This is a genomic window from uncultured Roseovarius sp., assembly GCF_947489715.1.
GTDB lineage: Bacteria > Pseudomonadota > Alphaproteobacteria > Rhodobacterales > Rhodobacteraceae > Roseovarius.
The window spans coordinates 928,247-946,623 of sequence record NZ_CANLER010000001.1; the positions used below are offsets into that span (position 1 = coordinate 928,247).

At 56.4% G+C, this 18,377-nt stretch carries 17 protein-coding genes; 6 read left to right on the top strand and 11 right to left on the bottom strand.

Annotation, left to right across the window (positions count from 1 at the left end; genetic code table 11):
• The first annotated feature begins 33 nt into the window (after positions 1–33).
• Complete coding sequence (locus Q1B27_RS04555; protein WP_299844232.1) at positions 34–357, top strand: iron-sulfur cluster assembly accessory protein; 324 nt, start codon at positions 34–36, stop codon at positions 355–357.
• 28 nt (positions 358–385) lie between these two features.
• On the opposite strand, the gene Q1B27_RS04560 is transcribed toward Q1B27_RS04555, so the two are convergent.
• Genes Q1B27_RS04560 through Q1B27_RS04570 form a run of 3 tightly spaced genes read right to left on the bottom strand, consistent with a single transcriptional unit; the run spans position 386 to position 2,918 of the window.
• Positions 386–1,306 carry a DMT family transporter gene (locus Q1B27_RS04560; RefSeq protein ID WP_299844233.1) on the bottom strand — a complete coding sequence of 307 codons (921 nt, stop codon included), beginning with the start codon at positions 1,304–1,306 and terminating at the stop codon, positions 386–388.
• On the bottom strand, positions 1,303–2,379 hold the full coding sequence (locus Q1B27_RS04565) for a hypothetical protein (protein WP_299844235.1): 1,077 nt from the start codon (positions 2,377–2,379) through the stop codon (positions 1,303–1,305). The genes Q1B27_RS04560 and Q1B27_RS04565 overlap by 4 nt, the downstream gene beginning before the upstream one ends.
• A gap of 53 nt (positions 2,380–2,432) precedes the next feature.
• Positions 2,433–2,918, bottom strand: coding sequence for a DUF6749 domain-containing protein (locus Q1B27_RS04570; protein WP_299844237.1), 486 nt, complete (start codon positions 2,916–2,918; stop codon positions 2,433–2,435).
• A 344-nt stretch (positions 2,919–3,262) separates the two neighbouring features.
• Between Q1B27_RS04570 and xth the strand changes: the two genes are divergently transcribed.
• Positions 3,263–4,045 (top strand): exodeoxyribonuclease III, encoded by a 783-nt coding sequence (gene xth, locus Q1B27_RS04575; RefSeq protein WP_299844239.1) that lies wholly within the window; start codon positions 3,263–3,265, stop codon positions 4,043–4,045.
• A 50-nt stretch (positions 4,046–4,095) separates the two neighbouring features.
• Here xth and Q1B27_RS04580 read toward each other — a convergent pair whose 3' ends face one another.
• Positions 4,096–5,274: an FAD-dependent monooxygenase gene (locus Q1B27_RS04580; protein WP_299844241.1), complete on the bottom strand. Its 1,179-nt coding sequence runs from the start codon at positions 5,272–5,274 to the stop codon at positions 4,096–4,098.
• Between the two features lie 72 nt (positions 5,275–5,346).
• Positions 5,347–5,769, bottom strand: a complete 423-nt coding sequence (gene dksA, locus Q1B27_RS04585) for an RNA polymerase-binding protein DksA (RefSeq protein WP_299844243.1) — start codon at positions 5,767–5,769, stop codon at positions 5,347–5,349.
• A gap of 191 nt (positions 5,770–5,960) precedes the next feature.
• Here dksA and Q1B27_RS04590 point away from each other — a divergent pair, with 191 nt between their 5' ends.
• The 4 genes from Q1B27_RS04590 (at position 5,961) to Q1B27_RS04605 (ending at position 9,657) form a co-directional block, all read left to right on the top strand.
• On the top strand, positions 5,961–6,803 hold the full coding sequence (locus tag Q1B27_RS04590) for a MoxR family ATPase (RefSeq protein ID WP_299844245.1): 843 nt from the start codon (positions 5,961–5,963) through the stop codon (positions 6,801–6,803).
• A gap of 121 nt (positions 6,804–6,924) precedes the next feature.
• Entirely contained in the window at positions 6,925–8,292 is a 1,368-nt protein-coding gene (locus tag Q1B27_RS04595) for a DUF2927 domain-containing protein (protein WP_299844247.1), read from the top strand.
• A 3-nt stretch (positions 8,293–8,295) separates the two neighbouring features.
• Positions 8,296–8,466 (top strand): hypothetical protein, encoded by a 171-nt coding sequence (locus Q1B27_RS04600; RefSeq protein WP_299844249.1) that lies wholly within the window; start codon positions 8,296–8,298, stop codon positions 8,464–8,466.
• A 6-nt stretch (positions 8,467–8,472) separates the two neighbouring features.
• Positions 8,473–9,657, top strand: a complete 1,185-nt coding sequence (locus Q1B27_RS04605) for a VWA domain-containing protein (protein ID WP_299844251.1) — start codon at positions 8,473–8,475, stop codon at positions 9,655–9,657.
• Here the strand turns inward: Q1B27_RS04605 and Q1B27_RS04610 are convergent.
• From Q1B27_RS04610 to Q1B27_RS04635, 6 genes are all read right to left on the bottom strand, one after another.
• Positions 9,654–10,433, bottom strand: a complete 780-nt coding sequence (locus tag Q1B27_RS04610; protein ID WP_299844253.1) for a DUF2189 domain-containing protein — start codon at positions 10,431–10,433, stop codon at positions 9,654–9,656. The two genes, Q1B27_RS04605 and Q1B27_RS04610, sit on opposite strands and share 4 nt — an antisense overlap.
• A 63-nt stretch (positions 10,434–10,496) precedes the next feature.
• On the bottom strand, positions 10,497–11,906 hold the full coding sequence (locus Q1B27_RS04615) for an amidase (RefSeq protein ID WP_299844255.1): 1,410 nt from the start codon (positions 11,904–11,906) through the stop codon (positions 10,497–10,499).
• A 109-nt stretch (positions 11,907–12,015) separates the two neighbouring features.
• Positions 12,016–13,143: a peptide chain release factor 2 gene (gene prfB / locus Q1B27_RS04620; protein ID WP_299844257.1), complete on the bottom strand. Its 1,128-nt coding sequence runs from the start codon at positions 13,141–13,143 to the stop codon at positions 12,016–12,018.
• Positions 13,144–13,261: 118 nt separating this feature from the next.
• The gene (locus tag Q1B27_RS04625; protein ID WP_299844258.1) at positions 13,262–15,784 is read right to left on the bottom strand and encodes a penicillin-binding protein 1A; all 2,523 of its coding nucleotides are present in this window, start codon (positions 15,782–15,784) and stop codon (positions 13,262–13,264) included.
• 97 nt (positions 15,785–15,881) lie between these two features.
• On the bottom strand, positions 15,882–17,099 hold the full coding sequence (locus Q1B27_RS04630; RefSeq protein WP_367181330.1) for an N-acetylmuramoyl-L-alanine amidase: 1,218 nt from the start codon (positions 17,097–17,099) through the stop codon (positions 15,882–15,884).
• A gap of 100 nt (positions 17,100–17,199) precedes the next feature.
• Positions 17,200–18,351, bottom strand: a complete 1,152-nt coding sequence (locus tag Q1B27_RS04635; RefSeq protein WP_299844262.1) for an aminotransferase class I/II-fold pyridoxal phosphate-dependent enzyme — start codon at positions 18,349–18,351, stop codon at positions 17,200–17,202.
• Between the last annotated feature and the right edge of the window lie 26 nt (positions 18,352–18,377).

An 18,377-nucleotide genomic window follows, 5' to 3' on the forward strand; every position in this document is an offset into this window, starting at 1 on the left:
GCGAAGCTATTAGAAACCGTTGGGACGTTTGAAATGAACCTGCCACCAAAAGTCACGGATCGTGCCTTTTCCCGCCTGGCCGATATTGGTGCTGGCGATCAGGGTCAGGCCCTGCGTGTTGCAGTCGAAGGCGGAGGATGCTCGGGCTTTCAGTATGAAATTAAACTCGATGCACCGGCCAAGGACGATCTGATCTTGGAAGGTCAAGGACAAAAAGTTGTGGTTGATTCGATCTCACTGCCTTTTTTGGCAGGCGCGACGATTGATTTCACGGAAGAGTTGATCGGTGCGCGGTTTATCATCGACAATCCCAATGCCAGCAGCTCCTGTGGCTGCGGAACCTCTTTTTCCATGTAAATCATAGGATTGATGGCGAAACTTAATCTTATTCTGCCGGGATGATACCGGGTTTTTTCGCTGCCACAATGTTCGGCTTGGGCGCAGCCTGATCGTAAATCAGCCAAGCACCTGCCGCGATGATAATTGCAGCACCAACGAACACCATCGCGCCGGGCATCTCTCCGAAGATGAGGATTCCAATCGCAACCATCCATAAAAATTGAAGGTTCATCAGCGGTGTGACCACGAAGGCGGGCAACATTTTCAGTGCCGCGACCAACACCCACCGCGCGCCGAAGAGAAAGACCGCGTAGGCCAGTGCCCAGCCCAGATCAATAAGTGCCATCGGTTTGTACACAAAGGGCAATGCGGCACCCATCACCAGCATCAAGGCAAGATTTGGGTAGAAAACCTGTGCCAGTAGGTTGTCGTCTCGTTTCCCAATGTAGCGTGATGCCACCATCGACACGGTCCCCAGAATCACGGCGGCCAGAGCGATCAGATGTCCTCCTCCAATCGACTCTAGGCCCGCCGGAAACAAACACATTACGCCAACGGACCCAAGTGCAAGTGCGGTCCAAATTTGCGGACGCACCGCCTCTCCCAATATTGGCCCCGACATCAGCGCTGCCAACAACGGTATCAGCGCGATGAACAGAAATACCTCTGCGAAGGGCAACAACCGGAAGGCATAGAAAAAGGCGATGGTGCCTCCGATGGTCGCCAGCACCCGAATTGTCATGGCAATGGGGCAACTTGTGCGCATATTACGCGGCCTTGCGCCTTTCCGGTTCACCAGGAAACTCAAGAGCGCAACGATCCCACCGGACAACGCAAAAAGCTGCGGGGCGGCATAGTTTGCGGCGAACAGCTTGGTAATGCCATCCGCACTTGAAATCAGCAGGGTATAAAGTGCCGTCAGCCCGACACCCGCGGTAACCGGGCCGGTGACACTTCGTGCGATCATGCGCTTACGCCCCGCAGGCCGACACGGGCAAACCCGGCAAAAAATTCGTCGAACCGGTCATTTGCCGCTTCTGCGGCGGTCAGTACAGTGTGCGCTTCTTCCGAAAGCCGGGTGGAGACGGCGCGCCGCATCTTTTGCCAGTCACCGCTTCTTTCATCGCCCATCTCATAGACACATTCCGAAAGCTCATGCAGTGGTAAGCTTGACGGTCGGGGTTGGTGAAACGTCACCCTTCCTGTCGGCACATTCGTGCCAAATCCTCCATACCCGACGACGGCCATGAACCAATTGACCATCAGATACTGGTGATAGTCATCTTGCAAAGGTTCATTCTCTTCATCGCTCAATACGAAATTCTTAGCCTGTGAGATAAGCCAGTTCTCCCAAATTATCGAAGGATTTTGGCCCGCAAACCTCAGTGCGATGCAAATTTCGGAAAGCAGGTCGACATTCAAATCAAGAAACGCAAGCGTCCCTGCGAAATTCAGGCTTTCGACGATCTTATCGTCAATCTGCGGGTCTTTCCGGCCATATTCAGAAAGATAGAAAACGATATGCGTCAGTTCATACGCCGCTTTTTTGTTGGGCATTGAAAAGGTTTGCGACCTGCGGGCAAAACGGCGCAAACGATCATCCAACCCTATATCTGCGCGCAACGGGTCGATCCCGCGCCGAAGGCAAAGTCGACGTGCCTCTGCTCTTTGCAAATCAGATATTTCGGCGCCGGCCAATTGCTGTTCGGCAACCCAATCTACAAGTTTGGAACCTTTTCCGCCCGGCACACCCAGATCTTCGATGTCCAGGCAGATCGAAAGTAAGAACCTGTAATATTGCGGGAAAAACTCCATCCGCTTTTCGATATCTTCATAAAAATGCCCATGTATAGCCAGAGCGCTGGCGTCAGGCCTGGCCCCGGTACATTCTAAAACATTAAGGGCTTCGGCATTTTCCTTCAGCCAAAAGACATCATCCCCAAAGCGGCGGTGTTTGGCGAAAAGGGCCAGCAGGGCCGCCTGGCGGGCAGCCGTGCTGTTTTGCCGGAACGGAGTGTTCAGCCTGATAACATTGGTCATATCACTGATATCCTTGTCAAAATTTCAGGCCAAAGCCCCGTTCCGCTTATGGCTTACATGCTCGAGGTGAAAATCTCGCAGCCATCTCCTTCGGTTGTGTCACTCTTCAACGTTGGCGCCATCGACGAAGTAAAGCTTCCCACCGCATCGCCGGAGGCTGTAGCACTCGCGGAAACGGGGGTCATGGAAGACGTGAACATCTCGACCGCGTCGCCTTTCGTTGCATCCGTCAACGCTACCGTTGCCATTGACGATGTGAACATTTCAACCGCCTCACCAACGCTGGCTTCGGTGCTTGTTGTCGGGCTCATGGACGAGGTAAACATTTCGACGGCGTCGCCCAATCCGGCTTCGGCCGTGGTCGCAGGACCCATCGAGGACGTGAACATTTCGATCGCATCACCCTGCCCAACCGAGGCGGTAGTGGCTGGCCCCATCGAAGAGGTGAAAGCCTCTACCGCCTCACCGCCATGCAGGCTGGTGTTGGGTAGGATTTTGGTAACTTTTGCAACAGATACTTCTTTGCGTAGTGCAGACATCTTTAGTCTCCCAGGTTGTGTGATTGCAGCCTAAAAACGCTTGCACTTAAAACGTGTTTTGCCAAGCCACTTTGCTCGTTAACCGGGTGTTTGAGATGCCAAAAACAACTTGCACAAATAGGCAAGTTTCTGAAATCAATGCAAGATTCGTAGTAAAAAAAATTTCACAAAGCAGGCCTGTCAATACTTTGATTCATCCCGCAACTACGAGTTATCCACAGGGAGGCACAGCGAATCATCACTTCAGGCCGGGCCGCTTCCTGCGCTCGCGAATTGCTTCCCGACCCCTTGTCAGACCGCGCGGCCTGAGCGATAGATAAGATGGCCAATTAGGGGATCGAGTGATGAAAATTGCCAGCTTCAACATCAATGGAATCAAGGCACGGATTCAGGCCCTGCCCGATTGGTTGGATGAGGCGGAACCGGATGTCGTTCTCCTGCAAGAGATCAAATCAATCGACGAAAATTTTCCCCGCGAGTTGTTCGAAGACAAAGGTTATATCGTGGAGACCCACGGCCAGAAAAGCTTCAATGGCGTGGCAATCCTGTCGAAACTTCCGCTCGAGGATGTCACGCGCGGGTTGCCTGGCGATGACGAAGACGAGCAGGCGAGATGGATCGAGGCAACGGTGATGGGCGAAAAGACCGCCGTACGTGTTTGTGGCCTCTACCTGCCCAATGGCAACCCGGCGCCAGGCCCAAAATACGATTACAAATTGGCTTGGATGGAGCGTTTGCGTGATCGCGCCGCCGATCTGATGGCGGGCGAAGAACCCGCTTTGATGGCAGGGGATTACAATATCATCCCGCAAGACGAAGACGCCAAGCGTCCAGAAGTCTGGCGCGAAGATGCCCTTGCCCGCCCAGAAAGCCGCGCTGCGTTCCGCAAACTCCTCAATCTGGGTTTCACCGAAGCGTTTCGCGCACGCACAAAAGGACTAGGGCACTATTCGTTCTGGGATTATCAGGCCGGGGCCTGGAATCGCGATGATGGTATCCGCATTGATCATTTCCTACTGACCCCGCAAGCTGCGGATCTTATGACTGAATGCCGGATAGATAAGGAAATTCGCGCCCGTGAAAAGCCGTCAGACCACGTTCCCATTTGGGTTAAACTAGACGCTTAATATCCTGTTATTAAAAGGTATTTTATATTTGGACAGCAAGTATTTAATTGTTAATGTAGCTGGTTGTTTTCAGTGACATCATGACCATATAGCCAATCGAACTGCCGCATCATGCGCATTGGCGCAAATGCACCACCCAAGCGAAGGGCCGATTGAGTCACCCATCGTAGTGGCGGAAAAGACAGGTGATATTTGCGTGCATTGCCATTTGCGGCTGAAATCACCCGCGTCACACGAGCCTGACGCCGGGCCTGATAGTTTTGTAACGCCTGTTTCATATCATCTGCGTCAGAAAGAGCGTCGGCAAGAACCCAGCCATCTTCCAAGGCCATCGACGCCCCTTGTGCCAGAAACGGTAGGGTAGGATGGGCAGCGTCCCCCAGAATGACCGTCCCTCCGCCTTGCCAGATTTCAGCTACAGGGTGACGGAACAGTCCCCAGAGATGCACCTTTTCGACTTTCGACAGAATCGTTTGCACATCCTCGCTGAAATCCGAAAATGCGGATTGAAGAACCAGGGGGTCGTCTTCCTGGCTCCAGCTTTCTGATGCCCACGCGGCACGTTCCTGCACCGCAACAATGTTGAGGAACCGGCCTCCTCGTATCGGATAGCTGACCACATGTCTGAGCGGCCCCATATGCACCTGCACTTCGGGACCGCGCGCCGTATCGTTCGGCACGACAGCCCGCCATGCAGCTTGCCGGGTAAAGAACGGTGCCAACGTTCCGTTCAGCGCCTGTCTAACCTTCGAATGCAATCCGTCTGCGCCGATGATCAGATCAGCCTCGATCTCTGCGCCATTCGCAAGCACGATACTTGGCCGCTCTCCGGGTTTGACTTTTTCGACCTTCTGCAGCAGCCGGATTTTGACGCCTGCCGAACGCGCGCCATCAGCCAATAGATCGATCAGATCAGCGCGATGAACAAAGTAATAGTCACGGCTTTCCAATAAAGTCAGGTCCAACCGCAGCACTTCGCCTCGACGATAATCTCGCAAACTGACCGCCTGTCCCTGAACTGCATCAGAAACCAGCGCCTCGCCCAAACCAAGCGCACGCAACACGGCGAAGCCGTTTGGGCTGATCTGAAGCCCTGCACCGACTTCGGTAATTGCCTCGGCTTGTTCCAAGACGGTCACATCGGCCCCGCGGAGCGCCAAGGCCCGGGCGACGGCCAGCCCGCCGATCCCTGCGCCGATCACGATGATTTTCTTGCCGATTTGCGTCATAACGCTTTAGTGAAACGAAAAACGCCGGAGCGAAAGCCCCGGCGTAATACTTTGCTGTGGTCAACCCCGCGATCAATCGTCGCGATGCACCTTCTCCCGGCGCTCGTGACGCTCTTGCGCTTCAAGGCTCATGGTTGCGATTGGACGAGCATCAAGCCGTTTCAGACTGATCGGTTCTCCGGTGACTTCGCAATAGCCATATTCGCCATTGTCGATGCGGCGCAAAGCGCTGTCGATCTTGGCAACAAGCTTACGCTGACGGTCCCTTGTACGCAGTTCCAGCGCGCGATCAGTCTCTTCACTGGCACGATCAGCAACATCGGGAATCGCCCGCGTGCCATCCTGCAATGCTTCGATCGTATCGCGGCTTTCTTCCAGCAGGTCACTTCGCCATTCAAACAGTTTCCGGCGGAAGTATTCCAACTGTCGCTCGTTCATAAAAGGTTCGTCTTCAGCAGGACGATAGTCGTCAGGCAGAAAAGTTTCCGCTTTCATGTCTTCTCCCCTATCAAGGCCAGTGTCCGGCATTTTACTCTCCTCAGACAAGTGGCACCCCAATGCGCTGCGTTTACACCCGCCAAAAAGGATTGTCACTAGCCAATCACGCGCCATTGATGTGAATTGCGGTTGCCGCTAGGGTGCGGCCTGCTGCGCAGGCAAAATGCCACGAAAAGGGTTGATAAAGAATGAAATTCCAGGGCACCGACAGTTACGTCGCCACTGATGACCTGACAATTGCGGTTAACGCTGCGGTAACTTTGGAGCGTCCGCTTCTGGTCAAGGGTGAACCGGGCACCGGCAAGACCGAACTGGCGCGACAGGTTGCAGACGCCCTTGGCCTTGAAATGCTCGAGTGGAACATAAAATCGACCACCAAAGCGCAGCAGGGACTATATGAATACGACGCCGTCAGCCGCCTGCGCGATAGCCAGTTGGGCGAGGAACGGGTGCACGACGTGCGCAATTATATCCGCAAAGGCAAACTTTGGCAGGCGTTCGAGGCAGATCGCAAAGTGGTGCTGCTTATTGATGAGATCGACAAGGCGGATATCGAGTTCCCGAACGACCTGCTGCAAGAACTCGATAAGATGGAATTTCATGTTTATGAAACCGGCGAGACCGTGCGCGCGCAAAATCGCCCCATCGTCATCATCACATCGAACAATGAAAAAGAGCTGCCAGACGCGTTCCTTCGCCGGTGTTTTTTCCACTACATCCGCTTTCCAGACATGGAGACGATGCGCCGGATCGTTGATGTTCACCATCCCGGGATCAAAGACGCGCTGCTGACCACGGCGCTGACGCAATTCTACGAAATCCGTGATCAGGCTGGCCTCAAAAAGAAACCTTCGACCTCCGAGGTTTTGGATTGGCTCAAACTGATTCTGGCAGAAGATCTCAATTCAGAGGACCTGCGTCGCGATGGTGCCGATGCGCTGCCCAAACTGCATGGGGCGCTGCTTAAAAATGAACAGGATGTGCATCTTTTCGAGCGCCTCGCCTTCATGGCACGAAGGCAACAACGCTAAACGGACCAAATCCCGCCCGATTGCTGACGTAAAACACCTTAAATTCCCCTCATGACGGGCTCGGAGTTGATCCATGATCAACAACGAATATAGTGCTCGTAGGACAAGTTATGGGGTAATGATGCGATTTCTGGTAATTCCACTTTACCTAGCACTTGGTGCCTGTGGCGCGGCCCCGTCGGTTGATATTCCGACTCGTGCCGCCACTGCAGGCCAGACGACACTTCCCGCTATGCGAGTGTTTCCAGCCCCACGACCTATTCCTCCTGCCCGATCAAATCATGATATTCAGCGGGATTTTCTTGACCTGGCCTTCAATCTGGAATCTGGCCGTGCCTTGCCTGTCTTTTCCCGTTTCGAAGGCCCGATAACCATCCGCGTGACCGGCGCGCCACCGCCCACTCTGGGTCCGGATTTGAACCGGTTGATTGGCCGTTTGCGCACCGAGGCTGGCATCAATATCCGCCGCGTTTCGGGTTCTGACGCAAACATCACCGTTCAGGCCGTCACGCGTGCCCAGATCCAAAAGTATCTGCCAAAGGCTGCCTGCTTTGTCGTGCCCAATATCTCGCACCTGTCTGAATACCGAGGTGCCCGGCGTCGCGGCGCCGCCAGTTGGTCACAACTCAAAACCCGTAAAAAACTGGCCGTTTTTCTTCCCAATGACGCCAGCCCTCAAGAGGCGCGTGATTGCCTGCACGAGGAGCTGGCCCAAGCACTCGGTCCACTGAATGATCTTTACCGCCTGCCCGACAGTGTCTTCAACGACGACAATGTGCATACGGTGTTGACCGGCTTTGACATGTTGATCCTGCGCGCCTTTTATGCGCCCGAGCTTCGATCTGGCATGACCCGCGATCAGGTGGCGGCGCGCCTTCCTGCGATCCTGACACGCCTAAACCCAGCAGGTGATCGCCTGTCGCCGATCTACCCTTCAGCCACTCCGCGTGCCTGGACCGAAGCCATACAGACTGCCCTTGGCCCAGGTGCCGGGCAACGCCAACGTCTTGCTGCAGCACGCGATGCCGTGCGCATTGCTAAGGCGCAGGGTTGGCAAGATCATCGCCGCGCCTTCAGTCACTTTGCCTATGGCCGAATTTTACGAGTCTCAAGCCCCGAAAACGCCTATCAACAATTCACCACTGCCGAATATTTCTATCGCAGGACGCCCGGGACCGACCTGCATCGCGCCTATTCGGCCTCGCAACTTGCTGCGACCGCGATCACCCAAGGCGACGGCCAAAAGGCTCTCGCTTTTCTCAACCCACATCTGGCAACGGCTGAGCGTCATGAAAACGCGGCCTTGCTTGCGAATCTGATGTTGCTCAAGGCCGAAGCACTGGACATGACAGGCCGCCCGGGGGATGCCCACGCTGCACGGCTGGACAGTCTGGGCTGGGCACGCTACGGCTTTGGCGCCGAGTGGGCGTTGCGTGCAAAACAGCGCGAGCTTACGGTGATCGGCGCACCAAACGCATCGAACGGGTAAATCATGATCGTACTTCTTGGGGCCATTCTGGGCACCATCACCGGGGCTTATGTTGCCTGGCGTCGGAAAGGGCGTATTGCTGACATCCTGCAATATGCCTTTGTTTACTTTCTGATTTTCACTCTGGCCGGCCTCTTCATCACTTTGCTGATTCACCGCGCCGCTGCGCTATAACGTCTTATGTTCCTGCCTTTCTTCGATAATTTACGCAACGCCGGAGTACCGGTCAGTTTGCGCGAATATCTGACCTTTCTCGAAGGTGTGGGCGCAGGGCTGGTCACCTATGATATTGACGGTTTCTATTACCTTGCCCGCACAGCGATGGTGAAAGACGAGCGCAACATCGACCGGTTCGACCGCGCCTTTGCCGCAAGTTTTGACGGGCTTGAGGCAATAACGGCCGAACAGGTGATGAACGCAGTAGATTTGCCCGAGGATTGGCTACGCAAGATGGCCGAAAAGCACCTCAGCGCTGAGGAAAAGGCCGAGATCGAAGCGCTTGGCGGTTTCGACAAACTGATGGAGACCCTCAAGGAACGGCTGAAAGAGCAGGAGGGCCGCCATCAGGGCGGCAACAAGTGGATCGGTACTGCGGGCACCTCCCCTTTCGGTGCCTATGGGTACAATCCCGAGGGCATCCGCATCGGCCAGAACGAAAGTCGCCACCAGCGCGCGGTCAAGGTCTGGGACAAGCGCGAATTCAAGAATTTTGACGACAGCGTCGAGCTGGGCACCCGTAACATTAAAGTGGCTCTCAAACGCCTGCGCCGTTGGGCCCGCGACGGTGCTTCGGACGAGCTAGACCTTGATGGCACAATTCGAGCCACGGCCGAACATGGCTATCTTGACGTGCAAACCCGACCTGAGCGCCGCAACGCGGTCAAGGTACTGCTGTTTCTCGATGTGGGTGGCTCGATGGATGCCCATGTGAAAGTGGTCGAGGAACTGTTTTCTGCGGCCGCCGCCGAATTCAAACATTTCGAACACTACTATTTCCACAATTGCCTCTATGAAGGCGTATGGAAAGAAAACAGACGTCGCTGGGATGCACAGACGCCAACCGACGAAATTCTGCGCACCTACGGATCTGACTACAAGTGCATCTTCGTTGGGGACGCATCGATGTCGCCTTATGAAATCGCCTATCCGGGCGGCGCGAATGAACACTGGAATGCCGAGGCCGGGCAGGTTTGGCTCGAACGCGCGCGCGCACAATGGCCGTCGAACCTCTGGATCAATCCAGTGCCGGAACGCTCCTGGCCGTATACCCAGTCCATCCAGATGATTCACGAGATTTTCGAAGGCAATATGGTACCGATGACCCTAGCGGGCATCGAGACCGGCATGAAAGCACTCGTGCGTTAAGCCGCCTCTACCATCAATCGGTATAGGTGCCACGAGGCATGGCCCAGCAACGGCAAGACAATGAACAAACCCATGAATGCGGGGATCAGCGCTAAAAACGTCAACCCTGCGATCAGCAAGCCCCAGCTCAGCATCGGCACGGGACTTTGCAGAACGGCCTGAAAACTAGTGATCATGGCGGTCACGAAATCCACCTCGCGGTCCAGAAGCAGGGGCAGTGCCACAACGGTGATCATGTAGATTAACAGTGCGAAGAGACCGCCTACCACTGTACCCACAAACAGCATCATCATACCGTTTCCGGTCAGAAACACTTCGTATGAACTCATGATATTGGTCATGGTCGACATGCCTAGAAAAAGCGCAAAGATCATATGGGCCAAAAAGAACCAGAACAAGAAAACGATGATGATGATCGCACAGATCGAGGGTAATTGTCGCCGTCGCTGATGGGCTATGACCCCTAGAACACCTGACATTTCAAGCGCTCTGTCCTGTTCCAACCGGTGACTGACCTCATAGAGACCAACAGCCGCGAAGGGCCCGAACAGCGGAAAACCTACCGCAGCGAAGATCAGCCAATAACCGTGCCCGGTCACCCAGGTTATCCAGGCCATGATAAGCCCAAGCAGAACATAAGTGCCGGCAAACAAGGCTGCATATCCCGGTGCGCGCTTCATGTCAGACCAACCCCGGCGCAGCGCTTGACGCAGCATCGTAAATGTCACGGGCCCCAATTCCGGCACGCCATGCTCTGGTGCGTTTTCTGTGTCCATGCCGCCTCCCTCTTATCGGCAGCGTATCGTGTGCGCGTGCCGGTAAAAAGATACAACTTTGGCTTACCTTTTCGGCGGATTGCGCTGCGGCCAATGCGTTTCACTATGATAGACTTCGGCCAGGGTCAGCATGCCCTGATCATCGCCGTGACGCCCGATCAATTGCATGCCCATCGGCAGACCCTGTGGCCCAAATCCCACCGGCACTGCCAGCGCTGGCAGCCCGATCAGGCTGGCAGGAACCGTCACTTCCATCCACCTGTGATAGGTATCCATCCCCTGCCCTGCGATCTGGGTCGGATACGGTGTGTCCAAGGCAAATGGCCAAACCTGTGCGGTCGGCGCCACCAGCGCATCGTAACGGTCAAAAAGCGCCGCCGCCGCGCGAAACCAATCCGATCTGATCACACTTGCTGCATGCACGTCTGCGGCACTCAATGCTGCGCCGCGTTCAGCCTCCCAAATCGCAGTGTCCTTGAGTTGGCACCGGGTTTTGGGATTTTCCATCAGCGGTCTCAAACCTTCCGAAACAGACCAGTTTCGCAAAGTCGTCCAGCTCTCCCACAACGCTTCACGGGCAAACGGGGCTTTGACTGACTCGATCTCACAGCCCAAAGCCTCGAACACGTTCAATGCATTCTCACAAATATCCAGAATGCCGTCTTCCATCGCCCAGGCACCGCCCCAATCGCCTAACCAGCCAATACGTTTACCACGCACATCCAGCGTATCGACGCTAAAGGATTGGGGTGGCAAACTGTGCGGTTGATGCGAATCTGGGCCAGATATCACATTAAGTAGCAGCGCCAGATCGGCCGGACACCGCGCCATTGGCCCATTGGTCGACAACATGTGCAAAAACGTTTCACCTTCCGATTTTGCAGGCACCCTCCCCCAGCTTGGTCTAAACCCGTAGACATTGTTCCACCCCGTCGGATTACGCAGACTTCCCATCATGTCTGATCCGTCGGCCAAGCTTAGCATCCGCGTCGCCAACGCCACCGCCGCCCCGCCGGACGAGCCACCGCAGGAAACAGTATCATCATAGGCGTTACAGGTCGCACCATAGACCGGGTTGAACGTGTGGCTGCCCAACCCAAATTCCGGCGTATTGGTCTTGCCGATGAAAATTGCACCCGCTGCCCGCATCCGCGCCACATGCAGCGCATCGGACTTAGCGATCCGGTCTGAAAAAGCGGTCGATCCTTCCGAAGTGACAAATCCCTTCACATCGGAAAGCTCTTTTACAGCCACCGGCCTCCCATGCAGTGCCCCAAGGGTTTGCCCCCGGTCGACGCTGCACGCCTCTGCCAGTAAATCATCCGGATCGCGCAACCCAACAATCGCATTGACCGAACCGTTCACCGCCTCGATCCGTGCCAAGGTCGCGCGCATCAGCTCTTCTGCACTCAGGTCGCCACGTGCCATTAGCGCGAGTTGTGAGCTTGCATCCATTTCCAGAATTTCATTCATGACAGCACGCTACCGCACCCAGCATCACACACAAATACGCTGCTTCGACTTTTTTGGAAAGTTCTGTGCCTGACGGCCAAAAACTTACCAGAGGCCACGCTCCAAGGATTCAGCCTTCGCCCTGCGCCTCGGCCCGGGATTTACCGCTGACATCCATTGCCAGAGTGGCCGCCATGAATGGATCAAGGTCTCCGTCAAGAACACCCTTCGTGTCCGATGTTTCGTGATTGGTGCGCAGGTCTTTGACCATTTGATAGGGCTGCAACACATAAGACCGAATCTGATTACCCCAACCTGCATCGCCCTTGCTTTCATGCGCCTCGTTGATCGCCGCATTACGCCGGTCCAGCTCCATCTGATAGAGCCGTGATTTCAGCGCTTTCATCGCGATGTCCCGGTTCTGATGCTGTGATTTCTCGGAACTAGTCACCACGATGCCGGTCGGATGGTGGGTGATACGCACCGCCGAGTCGGTGGTGTTCACGTGCTGACCGCCCGCACCTGAACTGCGATAAGTATCAATCCGGATATCCGCCGGGTTGACCTCGATCTCGATATCATCATCCACCACCGGATAAACCCAGACCGAGCAGAAAGACGTATGCCGCTTGGCCGCGGAATCGAACGGTGAAATACGCACCAACCGATGCACACCGGATTCGGATTTCAGCCAGCCATAGGCATTGTGCCCGCTGATCTTGTAGGCTGCGGATTTGATCCCGGCCTCATCGCCCGATTGCTCGGATTGCAACTCAACGGAATACCCACGCTTTTCAGCCCAGCGGACATACATCCGCGCCAGCATGTTGGCCCAGTCGCAGCTTTCAGTCCCGCCCGCCCCTGCGTTGATTTCCAGGAAGGTATCATTGCCGTCGGCCTCACCGTTCAGCAATGCTTCCAACTCTTTCGCGGCGGCGCGTTTCGCCAGTTTTTTCAAAGTGGCCTCGGCGTCGGAAACGATTTCGGCGTCCTCTTCCATCTCACCCATTTCAATGAGCTCGACATTGTCGCTAAGCTCTTGCTGAATGGCATTATGTGTATCCATCGCATCGACCAGGCTCTGCCGGTCGCGCATCAGCTTCTGCGCCTTGGCCGGGTCATCCCACAGGTTCGGGTCCTCGACCCGCGCGTTGAACTCTTCCAAACGATGCGATGCGGTTTCCCACCCCATCCGCTGGCGCAATAGCTCCAGCGACTTTTCGATCTCGGCAACAAGTGTCTGGGTTTCGGCGCGCATTCGGGCTTCCTGCTCGGATTGGAGTACTGCTCAATTGGAGGTGATAACGCAGGCCCGGTGAACGGGCAAGATCACCCGCACCCAAGTGCGCATATTCCTGGCGCCACGCAGCCGCAGATCAATACAATCCACCTGAACTGATTTCACCGAATGTGGCCTTGTCCCCCACCTGCGCGGTCCCTCCGGTCGAGGTCGTGACCTCGCGGATTTGCTCGCTCTCGCCCGCGCTGAAGAGATCAAGATCCGACCCCATGGCGAAACCGCCGTCGAACATCAGGCCAAAGATCGGATCTTCACCATCGCGGAAATACTCCGCCACGACGTAATCGCCATTGGCCTCATCCGACAGGCGGGCACCGGTGTACCGGTCGATCTTGATAAAATGTCCACCCGGCGGCACGCGGAACTTGCCGCCACCGTATTTCTCAACCGCCTTGGTCATGAATTGCTGAAAGACCGGCCCGCACATCGTGCCGCCATAGGCACCACGACCCAGCGAACGCGGCTGATCGTAGCCAATATAGCAGCCCGCGACGATATTGCTGGTGAACCCGATGAACCAAACATCCAGCGCATCATTGGTAGTGCCGGTTTTGCCCGCGACCGGCACCGGCAGATTGACATGGCGCGCCGCAGTCCCGCGATCCACCACGCCCCGCATCATCGAGGTCAGTTGATAGGCGGTAATCGGGTCCATCACCTGCGCCCGGTTCGATTCAATGCGTGGCCCGCGTGCCGTTGGCAGGTCAGGCTTATCGCAATCCACGCAGTCCCGGGTATCGTGGCGATAAACTGTCTTACCGAACCTATCCTGCACCCGGTCGACCAGCGTGGGCTCAACCCGCTGGCCGCCATTGGCGAACATCGCATAGGCTGAAACCATCTTGTACAGCGTTGTCTCGTCCGAACCCAGTGAATTGGCCAAATACTGACCCATATTGTCATAGACGCCAAAACGCTCGGCGTAATCGGCGACCACATCCATACCGACTTCCTGCGCCAGACGGATGGTCATCAGGTTCCGCGATTGCTCGATCCCGGTCCGCAATGGCGTCGGCCCGTAGAATTTATTCGACGAATTTCGGGGGCGCCATAAACCTTGTGGCGTGTCGATCTCAATCGGCGCGTCAATGACGATCGTTGCGGGCGAGTAGCCACTATCCAGTGCGGCGGCATAGACGAAAGGCTTGAAGCTTGACCCCGGCTGACGTTGCGCCTGCGTGGCGCGGTTGAAGACCGAATTCTGATACGAGAATCCGCCCTGCATCGCCAGCACCCGACCGGTATTCACATCCATCGCCACGAAACCGCCCTGCGCCTCCGGCACTTGCCTGAGCGTCCAGCGAATGAAAGTATCACTTTCATCGTCGATCATCCTGCGGACATGCACGACATCGCCCACCTCAAAGTTTTTCTGAAAATCGCCGGACAGCCAGGAAATATCCTTACGGGGAACGACTTGCGGTTCAGTCTCGCTGTCGGCAACACCGTCTACGCCAATACGCATCTGCTGCTCGCCCACTTCCAGCACTACCGCCGGGTACCAATGCCCATCCAGATCAACGTCACGTGCCACTTCTAGATTTGCCAAAGCTTCACGCCAGGTGGGTTCATCGGTCAGAACCTCGGCTGGCAATGTCTTGCCTGTGCCGCGCCACGCGCCCCGCCCCCGGTCGTAATTTTCCAATTGACGTTGCAACGCGGTCGCGGCCTCGACCTGCATCTCCGGGTCAATGGTGGCGCGCACGCTCAGACCGCCAGTAAAAAATTCTCCTTCGCCAAAATCCTGGCTCAACTGGCGTCGGATTTCGTCGGTGAAGTAATCCCGCGGGGGCAAAGCCTTTGCGAAAGGTTCAAAGTCACCGTTCTGCACACTGCGCAACGGTTGCTCAACCTCGGCCAGATAAACGTCCTGGGTGATGTACCCGTTTTCGCGCATCTCTTTCAGTACGAAATCACGCCGCGCCAACAGCCGCTCTTTCTGCCGTACCGGGTGGTAATCGCTAGGCGCTTTCGGCATCGAGGCAAGAAAGGCCGCCTCATGTGGTGCCAGTTCCGACAGTGACTTGTTGAAATAGGTCTGTGCCGCAGCCGCCACGCCATAGCTGTTCTGGCCCAGGAAAATCTCGTTCAGATAGAGTTCAAGGATTTTCTCCTTGCTCAGGGTATCCTCGATCCGGGTCGCCAGAATAATCTCTTTGATCTTCCGCGCGATCTTACGGTCGCCGGATAGGAGGAAGTTCTTCATCACCTGCTGGGTGATTGTCGATGCCCCGCGCACGGTCTGCCCACGCGTCTGCACGGCTTCGACGACCGCCGCTGCAATACCGCGCGCATCATAGCCGCCATGCGAATAGAAGTTCTTATCCTCGGCCGAGATGAACGCCTGCTTGACCAGATCTGGAATATCCTCTGCAGGTGTGAACAAGCGACGTTCCTGGGCAAACTCGTCGATGATCCGTCCCTCGCCAGAATAAATCCGGCTGATCGTGGGCGGCGTATAGGTAGACAGCGACTGATGGCTGGGCAGGTCTTTTCCATAAACATAGAAAACCGCGCCGATGCTGAGCGCGACCACCATGATGCCCAGGGTCATCACGCTGAAAATTGTACCAAAAAATGTCAGTATCGCACGTAGCACACCGGGCCCCACTCGTCGTTTAGGTTCATATAGGCACGCTGCCGCCCATCGTCAAAACACATAAGGTTGCATCCTGCGCCGGTTTCCGCCCAGAAATCTACTGCCGGACCAGATCTGCCGCTGCCGCATCCGCAATCGACCAGGCCTTGAGCGCATCGGTAATGCCCTGCGCCAGATCGTTCCGCCACGCGGCGTCTTTCAGGTTCTCAAGGTCGCGCGGACTGGACAAAAACCCCAGTTCCAGCAAGACCGACGGGATATCCGGCGATTTCAGGACCGAAAAACCGGCTGACCGTATGGGGCGTGAATTTACCGGCAGGTCATATTCGCCAATTCCCAAAATCAATGCCTCGGACAGCAGCGTCGCCCGTGGTTGCGTTTCCTGACGCGCCAGGTCAATCAACACATCGGCGACCACATCATCTGTGCCGTGCAGGTCAATTCCCGCCAAAATATCTGACCTGTCGTGGCGTTCCGCCAACGCCGCACTTGCCTTATCCGACGCGCTTTCCGATAAAACATAGGCTGTCACACCCGTCGCTTGCCCTTCGGTGACCGCATCGGCATGCAGCGAAATCAGAATGTCCCCGTTGACCTGATGGGCAATGGCAACCCGGCGTTCCAACGACACAAAGCTGTCATCCTCACGGGTCAGGATAACCTCGAAACCGCCTGCCCGGATAAGCGTTTCCTTCAACTCGCGCGCAAAGCTCAGCATCAGGTTTTTTTCAACCGCGCCTGCCTTTTCAGCACCAGGGTCAATCCCGCCATGTCCGGGGTCCAGCACTACGCGCAACGGGCCCTCCCCGCGCTGTCTTGGTTTGATCACCGCTGGTTTTCCATCCTCCGGCAAATCCCAGCCGGACATGGCAGGCGTACCGGACCGTGCGGCAAATTCCTCGGCTTCGCCCTGCCGCAGGACCACCTCCAACGCCGCTGCACCACTTTCCGCATCCACGTTCAGCGCCGTGGTCTGCATCAGGTAAGGCCCTTCCAGATCAACCACCATCCGTGACCAACCGGGACGAAATCCGCCCACGCGCACATTGCTCACCCGCTCGCTCTGATCCAGTTCGCGCGGGGCCATATCGCCCCAATCGACTTCGCGGAAGTCCAGAACCAGACGGCGCGGCGCGTCCAGCGTGAAGGCCCGATACGGCACGCCCTGTGACAGCTTCAGGTCCACCACCACACTACGGCCCTTATCCGTAATCCCGCTCGCCTCGACATCAAGACGTGCCAGACCGCTGAATTCCTGCGCCGCGACAGCCCATCCTGTCGCACAGGCCAAAACAGCCAGAAATTTCCTGATCATCCTGCTCATCCGCCGTGCTTCCGGTCTTCTTTGCCACAACGTACACCAGCAGAAACACCAATGCACTTCTTCTTGGCAAAAATACTCAAATCAGACCGCCTCAGATAGCATCACGCTCGACCATGAAGCGCTGCAACCGCAGCAATCCCTCTTCGATATCCGCTGTTGAGCGCGCATAGGAGAGCCGGATCGTGCCCGCACCGCGCACCGGATCAAAATCCAACCCTGGTGTTACGGCCACACCTGCCTTGTCCAGTATCTCGGCAGCAAATGCCCGGCTGTCATCGGTCAGATGGCTGACATCCGCATAGACGTAGAACGCCCCGTCAGGCGGCGCGATCCGGTCGAAACCGGCCTTTGGCAACCCCGCAAGCATCAGCGCACGGTTGGCGCGGTAGACGGCCATGTTGGCCTCAAGCTCGTCACCGCATTCCATCGCCGCAAGGGCGGCCACCTGGCTGGCATGGGGCGGGCAGATGAACAGGTTCTGCGCCAACCGCTCGACCACGCGCACATGATCCTCGGGCACCACCATCCAACCCACTCGCCAACCGGTCATGCTGAAATATTTGGAAAACGAGTTGATCACATAGCAATCGTCGCTGATTTCAAGCGCGCTCACTGCCTTGGCCTCATATTCGATGCCATGGTAAATCTCGTCGCTGATGAAACTGGCCCCCTGCGCGGCAGTTGCACCCATCAACGCGGCCAGTGCCTCCCGCCCCAACATCGTGCCGGTGGGATTCGCCGGGCTGGCCACCATCAGGCCGGCCAAATTGAGACCTTGCAGATCGTCCGGCACCGGTTGCAGGCGATTCTCCGCCGCCGTCTCGATGTCAACCGGCACCAGATCAAGCGCCCGCAGGATCTGTCGGTAGCTGGGATAACCGGGCGCCCCGATCCCGACCCGGTCTCCGGCATCGAAAAGCGCCGTGAACGCCAGAATGAACGCGCCTGACGATCCCGGTGTCACAACCACCCGTTCCGGTGCCAGATCAATATCATACCAGTCCCCATAAAGCTGAGCGATCCGCGACCGCAGCGCAGGTAGGCCAAGCGCCACCGTATAGCCCATCGCGTCCTTCGCCATCGCATCGCTCAAAGCCCTGCGCGCGCCCTCAGGTGCCGGCGTGCCAGGCTGGCCAACTTCCATGTGAATGATATGACGCCCGGCTGCTTCGGCACGGCGCGCCGCCTCCATCACATCCATCACGATAAATGGATCAACCTGGCTTCGGCTTGAGTTCCGCATATATTTGTTCCTAACTCGTCGCGAGA